The sequence below is a fragment of the Mycobacterium sp. NPDC050853 genome (assembly GCF_040653875.1).
Classification (GTDB): Bacteria; Actinomycetota; Actinomycetes; order Mycobacteriales; family Mycobacteriaceae; genus Mycobacterium.
The window spans coordinates 132,077-148,913 of sequence record NZ_JBFAGW010000003.1; the positions used below are offsets into that span (position 1 = coordinate 132,077).

The 16,837-nt window shown below is 64.9% G+C and carries 10 protein-coding genes; 3 read left to right on the forward strand and 7 right to left on the reverse strand.

Going from position 1 to position 16,837, the window contains the following annotated elements; translation table 11 throughout:
* The first annotated feature begins 13 nt into the window (after positions 1-13).
* Positions 14-1,516, forward strand: a complete 1,503-nt coding sequence (locus AB0H22_RS12505; protein ID WP_219603160.1) for an acyl-CoA carboxylase subunit beta — start codon at positions 14-16, stop codon at positions 1,514-1,516.
* A 59-nt stretch (positions 1,517-1,575) separates the two neighbouring features.
* On the opposite strand, the gene AB0H22_RS12510 is transcribed toward AB0H22_RS12505, so the two are convergent.
* Together AB0H22_RS12510 and AB0H22_RS12515 are read right to left on the reverse strand one after the other, a co-directional pair.
* The gene (locus AB0H22_RS12510; protein WP_180750505.1) at positions 1,576-1,989 is read right to left on the reverse strand and encodes a hypothetical protein; all 414 of its coding nucleotides are present in this window, start codon (positions 1,987-1,989) and stop codon (positions 1,576-1,578) included.
* Positions 1,990-2,028: 39 nt separating this feature from the next.
* Positions 2,029-3,003 (reverse strand): cation diffusion facilitator family transporter, encoded by a 975-nt coding sequence (locus tag AB0H22_RS12515; protein WP_180750506.1) that lies wholly within the window; start codon positions 3,001-3,003, stop codon positions 2,029-2,031.
* Positions 3,004-3,098: 95 nt separating this feature from the next.
* Between AB0H22_RS12515 and AB0H22_RS12520 the strand changes: the two genes are divergently transcribed.
* Complete coding sequence (locus tag AB0H22_RS12520) at positions 3,099-3,344, forward strand: hypothetical protein (protein WP_358146790.1); 246 nt, start codon at positions 3,099-3,101, stop codon at positions 3,342-3,344.
* Positions 3,345-3,426: 82 nt separating this feature from the next.
* On the opposite strand, the gene AB0H22_RS12525 is transcribed toward AB0H22_RS12520, so the two are convergent.
* Together AB0H22_RS12525 and AB0H22_RS12530 are read right to left on the reverse strand one after the other, a co-directional pair.
* Positions 3,427-6,642, reverse strand: a complete 3,216-nt coding sequence (locus AB0H22_RS12525) for an arabinosyltransferase domain-containing protein (RefSeq protein WP_358146791.1) — start codon at positions 6,640-6,642, stop codon at positions 3,427-3,429.
* The gene (locus AB0H22_RS12530; protein WP_358147031.1) at positions 6,639-9,929 is read right to left on the reverse strand and encodes an arabinosyltransferase domain-containing protein; all 3,291 of its coding nucleotides are present in this window, start codon (positions 9,927-9,929) and stop codon (positions 6,639-6,641) included. The genes AB0H22_RS12525 and AB0H22_RS12530 overlap by 4 nt, the downstream gene beginning before the upstream one ends.
* Before the next feature lie 189 nt (positions 9,930-10,118).
* Between AB0H22_RS12530 and AB0H22_RS12535 the strand changes: the two genes are divergently transcribed.
* Positions 10,119-11,303 carry an ATP-binding protein gene (locus tag AB0H22_RS12535; protein WP_180750509.1) on the forward strand — a complete coding sequence of 395 codons (1,185 nt, stop codon included), beginning with the start codon at positions 10,119-10,121 and terminating at the stop codon, positions 11,301-11,303.
* A gap of 36 nt (positions 11,304-11,339) precedes the next feature.
* On the opposite strand, the gene AB0H22_RS12540 is transcribed toward AB0H22_RS12535, so the two are convergent.
* From AB0H22_RS12540 to AB0H22_RS12550, 3 genes are all read right to left on the reverse strand, one after another.
* Entirely contained in the window at positions 11,340-11,522 is a 183-nt protein-coding gene (locus AB0H22_RS12540; protein ID WP_180750510.1) for a hypothetical protein, read from the reverse strand.
* 128 nt (positions 11,523-11,650) lie between these two features.
* Positions 11,651-14,878 (reverse strand): arabinosyltransferase domain-containing protein, encoded by a 3,228-nt coding sequence (locus tag AB0H22_RS12545; RefSeq protein ID WP_358146792.1) that lies wholly within the window; start codon positions 14,876-14,878, stop codon positions 11,651-11,653.
* Between the two features lie 48 nt (positions 14,879-14,926).
* Positions 14,927-16,828 carry a galactan 5-O-arabinofuranosyltransferase gene (locus tag AB0H22_RS12550; protein ID WP_358146793.1) on the reverse strand — a complete coding sequence of 634 codons (1,902 nt, stop codon included), beginning with the start codon at positions 16,826-16,828 and terminating at the stop codon, positions 14,927-14,929.
* Positions 16,829-16,837: the final 9 nt, after the last annotated feature.

Below are 16,837 nucleotides of genomic sequence, written 5' to 3' on the forward strand. Positions count from 1 at the left end.
CCTGCGTGAGCGGATGGCGCTCACCCAGGAGCCGGGTGATCCCAAAGCCATCGCCAAGCGTGACGCCAAGGGCATCCCGAGTGCCCGGGCCCGCATCCACGCGCTGCTCGACAAGGGCAGCTTCATGGAGATCGACGCGTTCGCCCGCACACCCAATGATCCCAACGCGCCGTATACCGACGGTGTGGTGACCGGCTTCGGCCGCATCGACGGTCGTCCCGTTGCGGTGTTCTCGCACGACCAGACGGTGTTCCAGGGCAGCGTCGGGGAGATGTTTGGCCGCAAGGTGGCCAAGCTCATGGAATGGGCGGCTACCAACGGCTGCCCCGTGGTCGGGATCAATGACTCGGCGGGTGCCCGCATCCAGGACACCGCCACCTCGCTGGCTTGGTACGCGGAGCTGGGCCGCCGGCATGAGATGCTGCGCGGTATGGTCCCGGAGATCTCCTTGATCTTCGGGAAATGTGCAGGCGGAGCGGTCTATTCGCCGATTCAGACCGATCTGGTGGTCGCCGTGCGCGATCAGGGCTACATGTTCATTACCGGCCCGGACGTCATCAAGGACGTCACCGGCGAGGATGTCACGTTTGATGAGCTGGGCGGCGCCGACGTGCAGGCGCAGCGCGGCAACATTCACAAGGTGGTCGAGTCGGAGGCCGCGGCGTACCAGTACGTGCGCGACTACCTGGGCTTCTTGCCCGCCAACACCTTTGACTATCCGCCGATCGTCAACCCGGGTCTTGAGCCCGAAATCACCGAGGACGATCGGTATCTCGACACGATCGTCCCGGATAGCGATAACCAGGGCTACGACATGATGGAGATCCTGCTGCGGATCTTCGACGATGGTGACGTCTTCGAGATTGCCGACCAGCGCAGTCCTTCCATGATCACCGCGTTCGCTCGCGTCGACGGTCACCCGGTCGGGGTGATCGCTAACCAGCCGATGCACATGTCCGGTGCGGTGGGTAACGAAGCCTCCGATAAGGCGGCCGGCTTCATCCTGTTCTGCGACTCGTTCAATCTGCCTTTGGTGTTCGTGGTCGACACCCCGGGCGCCATGCCGGGCGTGGAGGAGGAGAAGGCCGGCGTCATCAAGCGTGGCGGGCGCTTCTTCAACGCCGTCGTGCAAGCCGACGTACCGAAGGTGACTGTCATCATTCGCAAGGCTTACGGCGGCGGATATGCGGTGATGGGCTCCAAGCAGCTCTCCGCCGACCTGAACTACGCGTGGCCGACCGCGCGGATCGCCGTGATCGGCGCGGAGGGTGCGGCGCAGCTGCTGGTGAAGCGGTTCCCCGATCCGACGGCGCCGGAGGTGCAGAAGATCCGCCAGGACTTCATCGAGGGCTATAACGCCAACTTGGCCACGCCGTGGATCGCCGCCGAACGTGGCTACATCGATGGTGTCATCGAACCGCATCAGACCCGGCTGTTGCTGCGCAAGTCGCTGAACCTGTTGAAAGACAAGCAGATCAGTCGCGTGCAGCGCAAACACGGGTTGACCCCGATCTAACGATTCATCGCACGAAACCCCCGCACGCACAGCGTGGCGGGGGTTTCGTGTTTGGCGGGTTAGTCGCGCAGTACCAGGGCGCGGCTACCCGCATGCGCCCACACCATGGCCGCACCGATTGCCACCACCACCGTCACCCAGGAGAACCAGGTGACGTCGACGCGTGGGCCGGAGATGAAGCTGTCCTGTACGGCCGGCCAGTACGTCGGCATGAGGTGCACATAGCCGAGCCCGAGGACGCTGGCGGTGCCGACGACCACAGTGGCCTCCGGCGCGTGCTTGCGGTGGCGCAGGATCATTGTGACCGCGACTGCGATGAAAAGTGCATGAGTACCGGCGAGGTAGGTGAGGACCAGCGGGGTAGCGCTCGGGCCGCGTCGCAGGTGGTCGACGAGGTCCAACCCCCAGCCGATGATGAAGGCGATGGTGGCCGCCCGCAGAAACGCGTCGGCGCGAGCGGCGAGTGGTGACATCGTGACCTCCGTCGGTCTACTACAAACGATAGTAGATCCCTAACCGGTGCTCGGCAAGGTGCTTTCGTCCGCGCGGTACGGCTTTCCATGGGGGTCGAGGCAGTGCTCCGATGTCTCGGTGTCCTCATGATCGACCTGCAATGTCGTGTGGTCGATGTCGTACTGCTCATGTAATAACCGCTCGATATCACGCCGTATTCCGTGGCAGTCCGCTTGCGGCGCCACCAGCATGTGCGCGGACAGCGCGGGCTGGCCGGACGTGATCTGCCAGATGTGCAGATCGTGCACCTCGGTGACGGATTCAACGGATGCGAGCTGAGCTCCGATGGCGTCGGGGTCCAGATTTGCGGGAGCGGCTTCCATGAAGATGCGTCCCGATTCACGCACTAACCCCCATCCGGCCTTGAGCATCAGCGCGGCGACGACGAGGGCGGCGATGGCATCCGCACGGGTGAACCCGGTGAGCCATATGACTGCACCCGCGACGGCGGTGGCGATGAATGCGTACAGGTCGTTGAGGATGTGTTGGAAGGCGCCCTCGACATTGAGGCTGGACCGGTTGGCCTTGCTGATGCACCAGGTGGCCGCCACGTTGACGGCGATTCCCGCGAGGGCGGTGACGAACACAAGCAGCCCCGAGACCTCCGGCGGTGTGATCAGGCGGCGGATACCTTCGTAGATGAAGAAGGCGGCAAGTAGGAACAGCGTGGCGCCGTTGGCCTGTGCCGACAGGATCTCGGCCCGCTTGAGGCCGTAGGTGTAGCTGCCGCGGGCAGGGCGTGCTGCCAATCGGATGGCGATGAGTGCCAACACGATCGATGCCGCATCGGTCAGCATGTGTCCGGCGTCGGAGATCAGGGCCAGTGATTGGGCGATGACGCCGATGACGACCTCTATGGCCATGAATCCGCCGATCAGGACCAAGGCGATGGTCAGCCATTTCCGATCGGCGTTCGCGCTGACACCGTGGCTATGCGAGTGCCCGGATCCGTGCTGGTGTGCGTCCGCTGCCATGTTCACTCCTTCTCATAACTCATGCAAACATATGCATGCTAGCATGTGTAATGACAAACGTTCAGCCCCTGACATGCCCCAAATGTGAGTCGCAGATGCTGTCGACGAAGTGGTTCGGCGTGCGCACCTTCCAATGCACGGGATGCGCCGCAGTGCTCCTGGAGCAGGACAGCCTTCAGCAGTTTGTAGACGGCGCCGCTCGGTTCGGCCCGTCGGCGCATATCGACCAGTCGCCGTCGCAGCCCTATCCACCCGCGCCGCCGCAGCAGGACTACCGCGGCATCATGGGCGGGCTATTCGGCGGCGGCGGCCATGGCAATCGCCGCCGTGGCCACCACTAGCCCTTACCGACCCGCCGAGCGCGCACTTACGCACAGCGTTACTCGTGCAATGCCTGCCTGAGTGCGCGCTCGTCGAGGTGAACTACGGCTTGATGCGGATCTTGTTCGGCGTCCACAATCCGCTGTGCACCGCTGACCCGTATTCGATCTCCGCCGGCTGGGCATCGGCGATGGTGTCGAACTTGCGCAGCGAGCCCCAGTCCCTGCCCCAGTCTTTCGACAGGTAGGTCGGCATCACGTGCGCCCGCAGCAGCAGATCGGTGACACCGAGTAGGCCACCGTTCTCGCCGTCCTGCCAGGTATCGGTGTCCTTGCGCTTCTGGTCGTAGTCCGGGGTGATCCGGAACTCGGGAATCTCGGTAATCCCGTTCCGGTGCAGCATCGGCTGCTGGCACGGGAAGACAAGTCCCACCGTCCAGTCCAGGAGCACAGGCTTTGTCCGACCCACGTACTCCTCCAACGACTTCAGCTCGGGTAGCCGAGGCGGGGCGAAGGCCAACCAGTCGCCCGGGGTCAGCGATCCGTCGACCGCCACGATGCGCACGGCGGTGGCGGTGTCGGGGATATCCGAACGGGCGAAGCGCAGATTGCGCCACGACGGTGCGGGTCCCAGGTCATAGGGCGTGAGGCGGCCGGCCGGTGTGAACGCACCGCCGGACCCAGGTGTGCCGTACTCCAATTGCAATGTCTGGCCGGATAAATCGCCCTTGACGTTCTTGGCGGCGATCGTTCCGGCCGCCGTCACCACGACGAGCGGATGGGCGGTATCGCGTGCCGGCAGCTGGTACCAGTCAGAGGTCACCTTCGCCTGTTGTTGTGGGCCCACTCGATAGGAGCCCACAATCGGTACCCGGGCCGGATCCAGCCCGTACGGCAGTCGCACCGTGGAGCCGTTGACGCCCGGTGTCGTGTTGCGATCCTTGGAATCCCAGTCGTAGTCGGTACCGGGCCGTGAGTCGGTCATTCGGATGGCTTCGGCGACGATCTTGTCGGGGACGCCGTCGGGAGTGAACCCGACCGGGTTCGTACCACCCAGCGGTCCCAGCGGCCCGGCCGGGCCGGGTACCGGCGCCAGCGCACCGGCATTCGGGTCCGGTTCTACCAACACGTCATCGGCCAGCCCACAGCCGCCTGCCAGTTCGCGGATATTGGCCCAGCCGTTGGAGTATGTCGGATACTGCCGAACTACTCCGATCGCCAACGAGCCAATGAACGTCAGCACCATGAACCCGGCGGCCCAGGCCACCGGGGCAGAGGTGATGGACCTCGTCACGCGATTTTCGGTGCGCCCGGGCGAGAAGTGCAGCCAGGCGGCATAGGCCACCGCGAGTGCGAAGAGCGCGAAGAATATTGTGCTGACACTTATTCCGGCGACCTTGGGCATGCTGCTGTTGAACGGGATTCCGAAACTTGAGACGTACCACCAACCGGCCGCACTGGCCCAGCTCAATGCCAGCACGAAGAGCACCGCGGCCACGACCGCCATTCGGTTGCGACTCCAACGCAACACTTGTGGCGATACCAGCACCGTGGCCAAGGCTGCCACGGCCGCACCCAGCGCGGCGAACAGCCCGAAGTGGTGCACCCACTTCGTCGGCGCGAACATCAGGAAGAAGATGGTGCCGAAGACGACGCCCAGCACCCGCCAGGCGGGCCCGCGTGCGACTCCGGGAACACGCTTGCGGCGCAACAGAATGAACATCGCGATGAACAGGCACAGCAGGATCAGCAGGAACCCGAACCGTCGGGATACCGAACCGTCCACGGTCGGCAGGAACAGGTAGTAGTACCGCAGGTTATCGGTGTACCAGGCCTGTGCCGGGCCGATGGCCGTGCGAATTCTGGTGGCTTCCAAGACCGTTGCCAGGGTTTGGTCGGAGAACACCACGGGCAGGATGACCGTTCCGGCGGCCAGCATGGGCGCCACCACCGGCCAGGTGCCCACCTGGCGATGCTTCTTTACGATGATCCGCAGGATGGGCCGGCCACCGGCGAGCAGCGCTGCCACGGCGATCAGTCCTGTCGGCTGTATGCCAAGGGTGAAGGCCGCGGTGATTGTGGCCAGCGCGGCCGGGGTCAGCCGTCTGGAGGTGATGGCCCGCTCGACGAGCACCCAGGTGATCAGCGATCCCACGGCAATCTGGCCTTCGGGGCGCAGACCGTTGTTGAACGGGAACCACGACGCCAGCAGCACGAAGCCGGCGGCCCACGCCGCGGGTTGGCTGCGCGCGACGGCAGGACCCAAGCGGGGCAACACTTCCCGGCTGATCAGCAGCCAGCAGACCAGTGAGGCGATGAGGTCGGGCAGCCGGATCCACAGGCTGATATCACTGACCTTCGTCATGATGGCCAGCAGGTTGTAGTACCAGCCGAACGGGTCCTCGGGGCTACCGAACCAGCGGAAGTAGTTGGCCATGTACCCCGCATGCTCGGCGGTACGGGCCATGCCCATCTGGTAGCCGTCGTCCGATGACCCCGCCCCGATGACGTACCAGACCACCAGGCTGCCCATGATGACGGTATCGGTGAGATCGAACCGTCGCCAGCGGGTGGGGATGATCCGTTGCATGCGATGGCCGTCGGTCTGGTCGATCCGCCACAGCGCCAGCAGCGCGATGATGGTGGAGATGACTGCGCCCACCATCGCAATGAGTTTGAGAAACGTTGGGCTAGAAGAAAATCGGGTGTCGATATGTGCGGTGAGGCTCAGCCCCGCGGGGGCGGGACCGTTGAGCTGGGTGAAGACGCCGACGATCTGTGGACGCAGGTTGGGATCGGGGAACCCGCTGGTGAGCTCCTTGCCGGTTTTTTCATCCGCGTCTCCCCGAAGACCTTCGAACGTTGCGAATGTGCCCTTGTCCGTGGACGTGATGACGATCTGTCGGCAGTCCGGTGAGGCCACCTTGGTGCGCGGAACGCTGGCGATCACGACATTGCGGTCGGTGATGTCGACGCGTTCCTTGGACACCTTGACGAACAGGCCCTGCAGCGCAGCCTCTTTGCCTTCGGGAGGCGCGGTACCCAAGATCACCGCGCCGTTCGCGGGCGCGGAGCGGACCATGTCGCACGGCACCGTCACCGTGACATCCATGGGTGTCTGGGCAATCAGTGGCGCGGTGACGCTGTTCAGCTGACCCTGCTGCGGCCAGTTGAGGGTCGCGGTGGACACCTTGACCGGTAGCAGCGGGATGGAGATGCAGAGCACGAACCCGAGCAGACCGAAAACGGTTGCCGTCCATCGTGCGATATGCAGCTTGCGGGCCTCAGGGGAGACGTCTGTCACGGATTTCTCTGTCATGGCAGGGCTCGAATCGGTCCTTGACGGGTCCAGCCGTTCACGACGACGGTGCCCTCGGTGAGTTGGGCGTTGGGTGCTAGATCAGGCCCGAGGACGGGCACGTATTTCTCGATCGAACCCCAGTCGCGGTACCAGTCGTTACGCAGATAGGTAGGGACCGACGAGGTTCGCAGCAGCGCGGTCGTGAACATGAACGGCCCGCCGTCCTCGGCCGACATCCACATGTTCGACGATGTCGCAACCTGCTTGTGCTCGGGCAGTATCCGGAACTTGGGCAGCTCGGCCACTCCCAGGCGCTCGCCGAACGGCCGCTGGCACGGGAAGTTCTGTGCCACAGCCATGTCCAGCAGTACCGGGGTGTCGGAGCCCAACAGATCCTGGGTGGTCTTGAGGGTGGGGACACGAGGTGGGGTGAATGCGAGCCACTGGTCGCTGGAGAGGTTGGGGTCATCGGCGACGATCCGGACCACGTTGGCCGGCGGAGCGGTCTTCATAGGGAATCGCAGATTGCGCCAGACCTTTTGGGGCCCGATGTCGATGGGCAGATCCTGGCGAACAGCCTTGACCGCACCATCGGGACCCATGGTGCCCCACTCCAGCTTGAGCGGCTGACCATAGTTGATCTCGGGGTTGAAGGTGCCGTCCTGCTGGAATGACCAGATCGCACCGGCAGCCGAGATGACCACCAAAGGCCGATCCGGACTGGGGGGCGGGAGCTGGTACCAGGACGACTTGAGGTGCGCGGCAATCGAGTTCTCGCCGTAGCTGCCCATCACCGGGGTGCGAGCCGGATCGAGGCCAAACGGCAACAGCGCGCTGGAGCCGTTGATTCCGGTAGGGCCGATACCGCCGGTGGTACCGGCCGCGTCGCTCACCTCCATGATCGGCGCGTTCGGTGAGGCATCGGAGTTCACCAGGCCCGGCTTGCCGATGACGGGCAGCGACGTCATGCCGGTATCCACGCCGTCGGGGGTGAAGCCGACGGGATCCATGCCGCCGAGTGGGCCGTACTTGCCTGCCGCTTGTCCCGGAACCGGTTGCAGTAGACCGTCATTAGCATCTGCTTCGACTAGCACGTCGCGGGCCATGGCACACGGATCGCTACCAGTCAGTGCCAATAGGTTGGCCTTGCCGGTGGTGTAGGTGTCGCTGCGCGCGTAGACACCCTTGGCCATAGACAAGACCTCGAGGATCACCATGATCGCGGCGACGATCATCAGTGGGGTGGAGGCGAGGAGCCGGTTGCGGCGATTGTTCTCGACCTCGGTGTGCCCGGTGTAGTCCAGGCGGAAGTGCTGCCATGCGGCGAGCAGTGCAGTGACGATCGACAAGGCCAGGAACATAGTGGTGACCGGGTGTCCGGCGATAACCGGCTGTTTGTCGAACCACGGCACGCCGTAATTGCCGACGTAGAACCAGCCGTTGATACCGGAGGTCGCCCACGCCAGGATGAACAGCAGCGCCGTCACGTACAGCGTGAGATTGCGTCGAGAATGCAGTCCCACCCGGGCGAAGGTGAAGGCCGCGACAGCGCCGAGGGCGCCGGCCAGTCCGGCGAAGATGCCGAACTGGATGGCCCACTTGGTGGGGGTGAAGGTGAGCAGCAGCAGCCCGATCGCGGTGCTGCCGATGAGGCGCCATACCGGCCCGCTGGCCAGGCCGGGCAGCATGCCACGGCGTAGCAGGACCGCCAGTGTGCCGAAAAGGCAGAGCAGCAGGATCAATACCGCGATGCGTCGTGTCAGCGACCCGTCGACGTTGGATTCGACGGTCAGGAAGTAGTAGCGCAGGAACTCCTGGTACCACGCGATCGTCGGGCCGACGACGTACTTGATGCGGGCGGATTCGGCGACGGTGGCCAGGGTCTGGTCCCGGAACGTGAAGGCCAGCACGCCCGCGACCGATGCCGCCAGCACCGCGATCGGGGTGAACCGTCCGTATCGCAGGCGCCGCGCGGCGACGACTTGGGCGATGGCGCGTCCACCCGCGAGCAGTGGCCCGAGCGCGATGAGCCCCTGGGGGGCGACGGTCGCGGTGAGGAGCGCGGCGACGATCGCCAGTGCGGCGGGGGATAGGCGGCGGGTCGCGATAGAGCGCTCCACCAGAATCCAGGCGATCACGGTGCCGAACACGATGATCGGTTCGGGCCGCAAGCCGTTGTTGAAGGGGAGCCAGGCGGCGAGGAAGACCAGTGCTGCGGTCCACACGGCGGTCCGGCTCGCGGCGAGCTGCCCACCGAGCCGGGGCAGCATCTTCTTGCGCAGGATGTACCAGGTGCCGATGCCTGCCAGGGTTGCGGGCACCCGCATCCAGACGCCGACCGTGCTCACCTGCGTGAGCCAGTTCAAAAGGGTTGCGTACCAATCGAATGGGGACGCGGTAGCGCCGAAGTAGCGGTAGTACTCGGTGACGTAACCGGCCTGGTCCGCCACTCTGGCCTCGGTGAGGATGTTGCCGTCGTCGGAGGTGATGGCGCCGATGACATGCCAAAGAAGCAGTGTGCCAATGACTCCGATATCGGCGACCCCAGTGGTCAGCAGGGTCGCGCGGTCGGGCAGACGGAATGAAAGCCGAGCGGGCCGACGTCCGCCGCGCTCCAGCGCGGCCAGCGCTCCGATCGCGACCGCCACCGCGGCGATACCGAGCAGCATGGCCGCCAGCTTCAGTGCGGTCGGGCTGGTGATGAACCGGGTGTCGATCACCACGTGGGCGGTCGGTCCGCCCGCTGCGGGGACCTTGAGGTCGGTGAACAGGCCGGTCACCTGAGGCTTGTTCTCGATGGACAGGGTCCCGGTGGCATTGGGGAGTCCGGCGAAGTTCGCGCCCACGCCGGTGGCGTTGGCCCAGATGTCCAACGTGGTGCAGCCGCCGGACTCCACTGCCTTGCGCGGGGCGACGGTCGCGACGTTATCGCGGAAGGCGACTACCACCAGGTCCGATGTCGCGCGGACGAACAATGCGTGCCTGCTCGCCTCGAACCCACCGTCGGGGCTGGTGGAAAGCACGACGCCACCGTTGGCGGGCAGTGTCGCGATGGCGGTGCATGGAATGTGCGCCTCGAAGGACAGCGGCGCGCCCGACACCAACGGTGCGGTGATGCCGGTGATGTTCCCATCGGCCGTGGCGCCCTGTGGCCAGGTGATCTCGGCGGTGGATTGACGGACCGGCAGCAGTGGGACGAGCACGCACAGCAGCACACCGATGGTGGCCGCGGCCAATGAGATCAGACGTGCCCGCTGGGCTGCACCTGCTGTCCCGCTTCTCGACGATAGGGATTCAGACGGCAATGGCACGAGGGCGATGGTATGTGACGAAGCTTCAGGCACCTGAATGCAGCGCGGCCGATTGGCCGGATTGAGACATCGCAACCCGATACCAATCGATACATCAGCGAAAGTATCGAAAAGTATCCGGGATGTCGTACCCTCCTGATACCTATTGATACAGCCCCATGAAGTATCAAGTGAGGATTCGGTATGCAACCCAGCCCGTACACACCCGGCCAGGTGGCACGTGAGGTGGTTGGTCGCGCCGAACAGCTTGCCGAGATCGGCGAGCGACTGATGTACATGGCCGAGCTCGGCCGGCTGATCGGGCGCATCCGTGTCGACACCGGCCCGCGCGGTGTGGGAAAGACCTCACTGTTGCGTGAGGTCCAGCGTGATGCCGAGGCTCGCGGGGTGGCGACGGTGTGGGTCACCGCCGGGGGCGACGAGCCGCTCGCGCAGGCCATCGCGACCCAGATCCGTGCGCGCGTCGCAGGGTGGAAGAAGAAGTCACGCGGCCGACTGCTGCGCGCCATTGATCAGGTGAGCATCACCGCGGGCGTGCCCGGTGTGGCCCAGGTCGGCGCGACTGTCAAACCGGCATTGGGCACGGCTGGGTCTGAGGGGTCAGCGGGGTCATTGTCAGAGCCGTCGTTCAAGGAACTGATCATCGAGACCGCCAACGCGGCGCGCGAGGAGGGACACCGCGGTCTGGTGCTGCTGATCGACGAAGTCCAGGACGCCGACCGGCAAGGGCTGCGCACCCTGGCCGTCACCTGGCAGGACCTGCAGGCCGAAGCCGATACCCTGCCCGTCGGGGTCTTTGCGGCGGGTCTGCCACAGACGCCGGAGATCATCAGTGCCGCGGCGACATTCAGTGAGCGGTTCGCCTACCGCACGCTGCATCGCCTCGGCCCCGACGCGTCTCGGGTGGCGCTCGTCAAACCCGCCGGCGAGATCGGAGTCACCTGGGCGGAGGACGCGCTCGATGCCGTCATCGCGCAGACGAACGGGTATCCGCACACCCTGCAGCTGTATGCGGACGCCGCATGGGCGCGCGCCGGCTATCCGGATCCGGGCGGCCAGATCCGGAAAGCCGATGTCGAGCACGCGGCCGGCCGGGTCGCCGAAGACATGGACGCTCTCTTTCGTGCGCGCTGGAACAACGCGACTCCGGTGCAGCGAAGATTTATGGCCGCGATGGCGCAGTCACTGACCGATCAGCGGTTGGCCGGCCGGTCAGATATCGCCGCCGTCATGGGCCGGGATTCGCGGGCGATCAGTGCCGCCCGCGCAGGCCTCATCGATAAGGGCTTCATCGCCGTCGCGGGCCATGGGGTCCTGGAGTTCACCATTCCGGGATTCGCGGAATTCGTTCGTGCACAAGAGGACTGATTTTGCGAAACGTGCCGAAACCGTAGTCTCGGCACGCTATCCGTTATGAGGTGATTTCTCCCGGATCGCGCCCGAGCGTTCGCATTTCGGATCGACCTTGACGGGGTGATGGGGGCAGGGCTCGTCGTCATCGGGTTTCCCGTGCGTCGGAAGGGTCGTCACCAGGTACGACACCATGGATACGGTCACCAAGAATTGCCAAGCGATTTGTCGCAGCATCGCCGCACCTTCCTCTGGGATCTCTTAATGACAACCCCAATTGAAGTCTGCGAGACTGCTACTGGCTTCCGATAAGTTGCCAGTTCCTATCGAGAATCAGCCAACGGCCCTGTCTCGGCCGGCGGATGTTAACGACTCTTGCGCAGCGGTCCGGGCGTCCAGAGCCCGCTGTGCACAGCGGTTCCGAGCTGCAGCTGTGCCTCGGTGGCGTTCTTGTAGTACGGCGTGAACTTCTGCAGCGCACCCCAGTCGCGGAACCAGTCGTTCTTCAGATAGGTCGGCACCGGGGTCGCCTTCAGTAGCAGCTCGGTGATACCCAGCGGGCCGCCACCGAGGTAGTCCATCACCGGCGAGTTCGCCTCCGCGCCAAAGCGGTCGGGGAGAATGCGCCATTTTGGAATCTCGATGACCCCGTTCTTGTGATCGAATGGCCGCTGGCATGGGAAGGCAAGCCCGACGAGCCAATCTAGAAACACTGGTTCGGAGCCCACGACTTCCTGCAGTGAGCGCAGCGACGGAACCCGGGGTGGGGTAACCGCTATCCAGTGTTGTGGCGCCAAGTCCTCGTCGGCGACCAGCAGCCGGATTCGGGTGGCGTCCGTCGGGATGGCATCGCGGGACATTCGTACGTTTCGCCAGGCCGGGGCCGGACCAAGGTCGGCAAACGAAATGGCGCCCTTGACCTTCCCGTCCTCGCCGGCGAACTGCACCTGAAGCTCGTACGGGTCGAACCGGCCTGCGGCCGACAGCACGATCAGCGGCTTAGTAGCGTCCTTGGGGGGCAGTCGGTACCACGCTGACTGCAACCGAGCCGAACGCTGACTGCCAATCTGGTAGCTGCCCATCACCGGTGTGGTCTCGGGTTTGAGGTCGAAGGGCAGGCGCGCCCGCGATCCGTTGACACCGGCGACCACGGTGGTGCCGCCCTCGGTGCCTTCTTGGCTCCCCGGGGTGTTGCCACCCTTGTCGCGTTCGACGAAACTATCGGAGCCCTGTGGGTTGTTCTCCTCATCGGCCGATACATCCGACGGAATTCCGTTGGGATCGAACAGAATGTTGGTATCGGCGGCTAGTGCCTGCCCGATCGGGGCATCGATTGGCTGCAACATTCCGGCGTTGGGGTCCTCCTCAACCAGTACATCGTTGGCCAACCCGCAGCCGTGTCCACGCAGCGCGTCGAGGTTGGAACGTCCGACCGACCAGGCGGGATACTGATTGACCATGCCCGCGGTCAGCGAGAAGACCGACCAGATCACAACGATCCAGGTGCCTACGGCCAGAGGAGATTCGGCGATGCGGGCCAATACCGGAGGTACGGGCGTGCTGCCCGGGTGATCGCGGCCCGTGAAATGTATCCACGCCGCGATCAACAGGGCGAGCACCGAGAGCCCGAAGAACACGGTGCTGATGCCGAAATGCCACTGCGGGAAGGAATTTGACCACGGAACCCCGAAATTGGAGACGTACCACCAGCCGTTCACGCTGGAGAACGACAGCGAGAGGACAAAGAGCACGATCGCGGCGTACAGCGTGCGGTTGCGTGGCGAGCGCATGGCTGCCGCGGTGACCGCCACCGCGGCCAGTGCGCCCAGCGAGCCGGCCAGGCCGGCGAACACCCCGAAGTGGTGGGTCCACTTGGTGGGGGTGAACATGATCGCGATGAACGAGATCAGGGTGATGCCGATGATCCGTCGGCTGGGTCCACTCGCGGTGCCGGGAATTTTGTTCTTGCGCAATGTCATTGCCACGGCTACGCCGAGCGCGGTGATGAGGGCCAGCACCGGGAACCGCCGGGAGATGGCGCCGTCGGTGGTGGGCAGGAACAGCCGCTCGTAGCGGACGTGCTCGTCGAACCAGTTCAATGACGGGCCGACGGCCGACTTGAGCGCATTGGCCTGGATCTCCCCGATGAGGGTCTGATCGCGGAAGATGACGATCAGCGTCACCAGTCCGGCCGCCAGGATCGGTGCGAGCAATGCGGCGTAGCCGAATCGTTTGGCGCGCTTGGCCACGATGGTGCGCAGCGGCCCGATCGCAACCAGCAGCGCACCGATCGACGCGATACCCGTCGGACCGGAGAACAAGGTCAGCGCCCCGATGATGCAGGCCGCGGCTGCGGGCAGCAGCCTGTTGGTGGCGATTGTTCGCTCGACCGAGCACCATGTCAGCAGGATGCCGAGGGCGATGATCGGTTCGGGCCGTAGGCCGTTGTTGAACGGCAGCCAGAACGCCAGGAACATCGCGGCCGCCGTCCAGGGCACCACGAGATTGGTGCGGGCGGCGTGGCCCAGCCGGGGAATCACCTCGCGACTGATGACCGCCCAGCACAGCAGGCCCATGACCAGGGTGGGCAGCCGCATCCAGACGCTGGAGGTGCTGATATGTGCCCAGATGGTCAGCAGGTCGTAGTACCAGCCGAACGGTGATTCGGGTGTGCCGAACCAGCGGTAATAGTTGGCCATGTAGCCCGAGTGCTCTGACACGCGGGCCATGGTGAGGATGTAGCCGTCGTCGGAGGTGTTGGCGCCGACGAAATGCCACCAGACCAGCACCGCCCCGACGAGCGCGTCCAGCGGGCGCGGTTTCCACCAGCCCTCGGGCAGGAAGCGCTTGTGCCTGCGCCCGTCTGCCGCATCGAGAGTGTGTAGGGCGACCAGCGAGACGGCGGTCAGCAGGACACCCAGGATCATCGCGATGAACTTGATGAACGTGGGGGAGCTGCTGTACCGGGTATCGATGGTGGCGGAGAGTTTCAGGCCTTCGGGAGCGGGTCCGGAAAGGTCGGTGAAGACGCCGACGATCTGCGGTCGGAAGTCATAACCACCGCGTTCCCCGGCGCGGGGCTGCCCGGGTTGGGCATCCTTGGGCCCCTGGGTGAGGCCGACGAACTTCCCGGTGACCTTGTCTGAGTGTGCGGTTACTTCGAGTCGCTGGCAGTTGGGGCCGGTGACCTCGGAGATCGGCGCCGTCACCACCGGCACGTTGCGCACGATCACCACGAGGTCGCCGCCCGTGCGCTGGATCAGCATGCCGCGGTCGACGGCATTGGGTGCCTGCTTGGGCACGGTAGAGAGCAGCACGCTGTTGTGTCCGTCGAGCCCCTTGGCTGCCGCACAGGGCACCGTGATGGTGAGGTCGGTGGCGACGTATCCGATGAGGGGGGCGTCGACGCTTGCGAGGGTGCCGTTCTGCGGCCAGTTCAGCTGCGCTGTGTCCTGCTGAACGGGAAGCAATGGAGTGGCGATGGCCAGCAGTGCACCCAGGAAGCCGGTGACGATAGCGGTCAGCCGGGCCCTGCGGTATTCGCCGTCGCCGTTGTTGGCGACCTTCTCCGTCGCGTTCCCCTGAACCGTCACGGAGGAAGATGTTAGTTGGCGTGCGATGAGCCGCTTGCGTGAAGAGCCTTAAGCGTGCGGTGGAACCCGCACAACCAGGACGAAGGGCCCGATGGTCCGCACGGTGAACCGCGGGTCAGCGAACAACTGCTTGTTCAACGTGACGGTGTATCGCTTCACATTCGGCTGGTTGGGGTAGACATCCTTGGCAAGCCGCAGGGAGTAGTTGTCACCGGACTGGCGCATCAGAAAGACGGTCGGGGCCCGCCAGGGCAGCGCATCGAGCGCGCGGACCATTTCGTCGGCCGTGTGCAGGTCTTCCCAGCCCTTGATCGCCGCCGCACGCTTGTCGAACTGTGCCAGTGGGTTCGCGTAGTGCGGGGTGAGGCCCTGGAATCCGTAGTAGGGATAGAACGCCAGGAAGCTGTAGTCGGCGGTGAGCACCACGGTCTCATCGCGCGGTTGGCCGGTGATCTCGGTGATGGCCTTGTCGATGGCGGCGTAGTGACTTTCTGGGCCGGGCGGACGGCGGTCGGCGCGTTGTCCGGTGCCGTCGGTGTCGGCGTAGGCGATGACGATGTCCGAACGCAGTACATCGGGTATGTCCTGGCTGAATGCCAGTGCACCGGCCAGACCGATGGCGGTCGCCACGAGCGTCGCGGCCGGCCTGGTCTGGCTGCTGCGCTGGGCGGCCCAGGCGGCCACCTCGATGAAGGCGAACACGCCCGCGGCGGTGAGCAGCACGGTGAGGGTGGGCACGAGCCGGAAGGACAGCAGGGTGGTCTTGGCGAGGGTGGCGAGCATGGACAGCAGCGACCACAGATAGACGGATACCACGCCGATCGCGAGCGCCCCGGCACGTACCGAGGTCCGTGCCCGCACCACCAGCCACACCGTCCCGATCAGGCACAGACCACCAAGCATGGTGGGCTGCAGCATGGGGAAGGACAGCTCGGCGCCGTCATTGGGCAGGTAATGCTGCGCCGATGCCGCGTTCTCCGGCGAATCACGCAGTGCGGCAAGCAGGTAGGGTCCCCAGAACACCAGGGCGATGACGATTGCGATGCCGATGATGGCTAGCCAGCGCAGCAGCGGTTTCCGGATGGCCCGCCAGCCGTCCCGCCGCCATCGGGTTATCGCGACGACCTTGGCCGCGACGGTGATGGCCAGCCCCGCGTACCCGAATAGCAGTGTGTAGGCCAGCGCCGAGAAGCCTAGGAACACGCCCGTCCCGATCACCGCCATCCAGCCGGCACTCCCGGTCGCGCGCAGCGCGCTGTAGCCCAGCACCAGCACGGGTGGCAGCAGCACGGTCACGATCGCGCCGTACGGTTCGGTGGAAGTGAGCGCCAGTGTGACGGCCGCGGTCGCGGTGGTCACGATGAGCGCGTACTCGAAGCGAATCATCTTGTTCCACAGGACGAATGCCGCACATACCGCAATGGCCAGCGATGCGATGGCCCATGGCTTGTACATCTCCCAGCCGGTGGTTCCGGTGAGTGCCGCGATGCGCCCACCGATCCAGAACCAGCCGGCCGGATAGAACGGTGGCATATCCGAATAGGTCATATCGTGCAGCGCGGGCGCATCGGTGAACCGCGTCAGATACTCGGTGCGGAATTGCTGGTCCACCGAGATTCCGAACAGGTAGAGCTTGGTGGCGCCCAGCGGCATACCGAGAGTCACCACGGTGAACACCGAAAGAAAGAGCAGGGAAAGCACTTTCGCGAGCAGCTCGCGGCCCGACCGCCAGGCGAGGCCCGCTAGCAGCAGCCCGGCGATGGCCCCGAACTGGCCGACCGTGGTCAGGGCGTGCAGTTGGTTGGAAGACCCGAAGGCCGGCCACTCCACCCGCGCAATCGCCATGAGCGCGACGACACTGACCGAGGTGGCCATGACAACAGCGAGCGTCAGGTCTTTGATGGTGTCCAGCACATGCCGACGTGACTTCAATGCCATCTGGGCTGTCATTTCGACGTG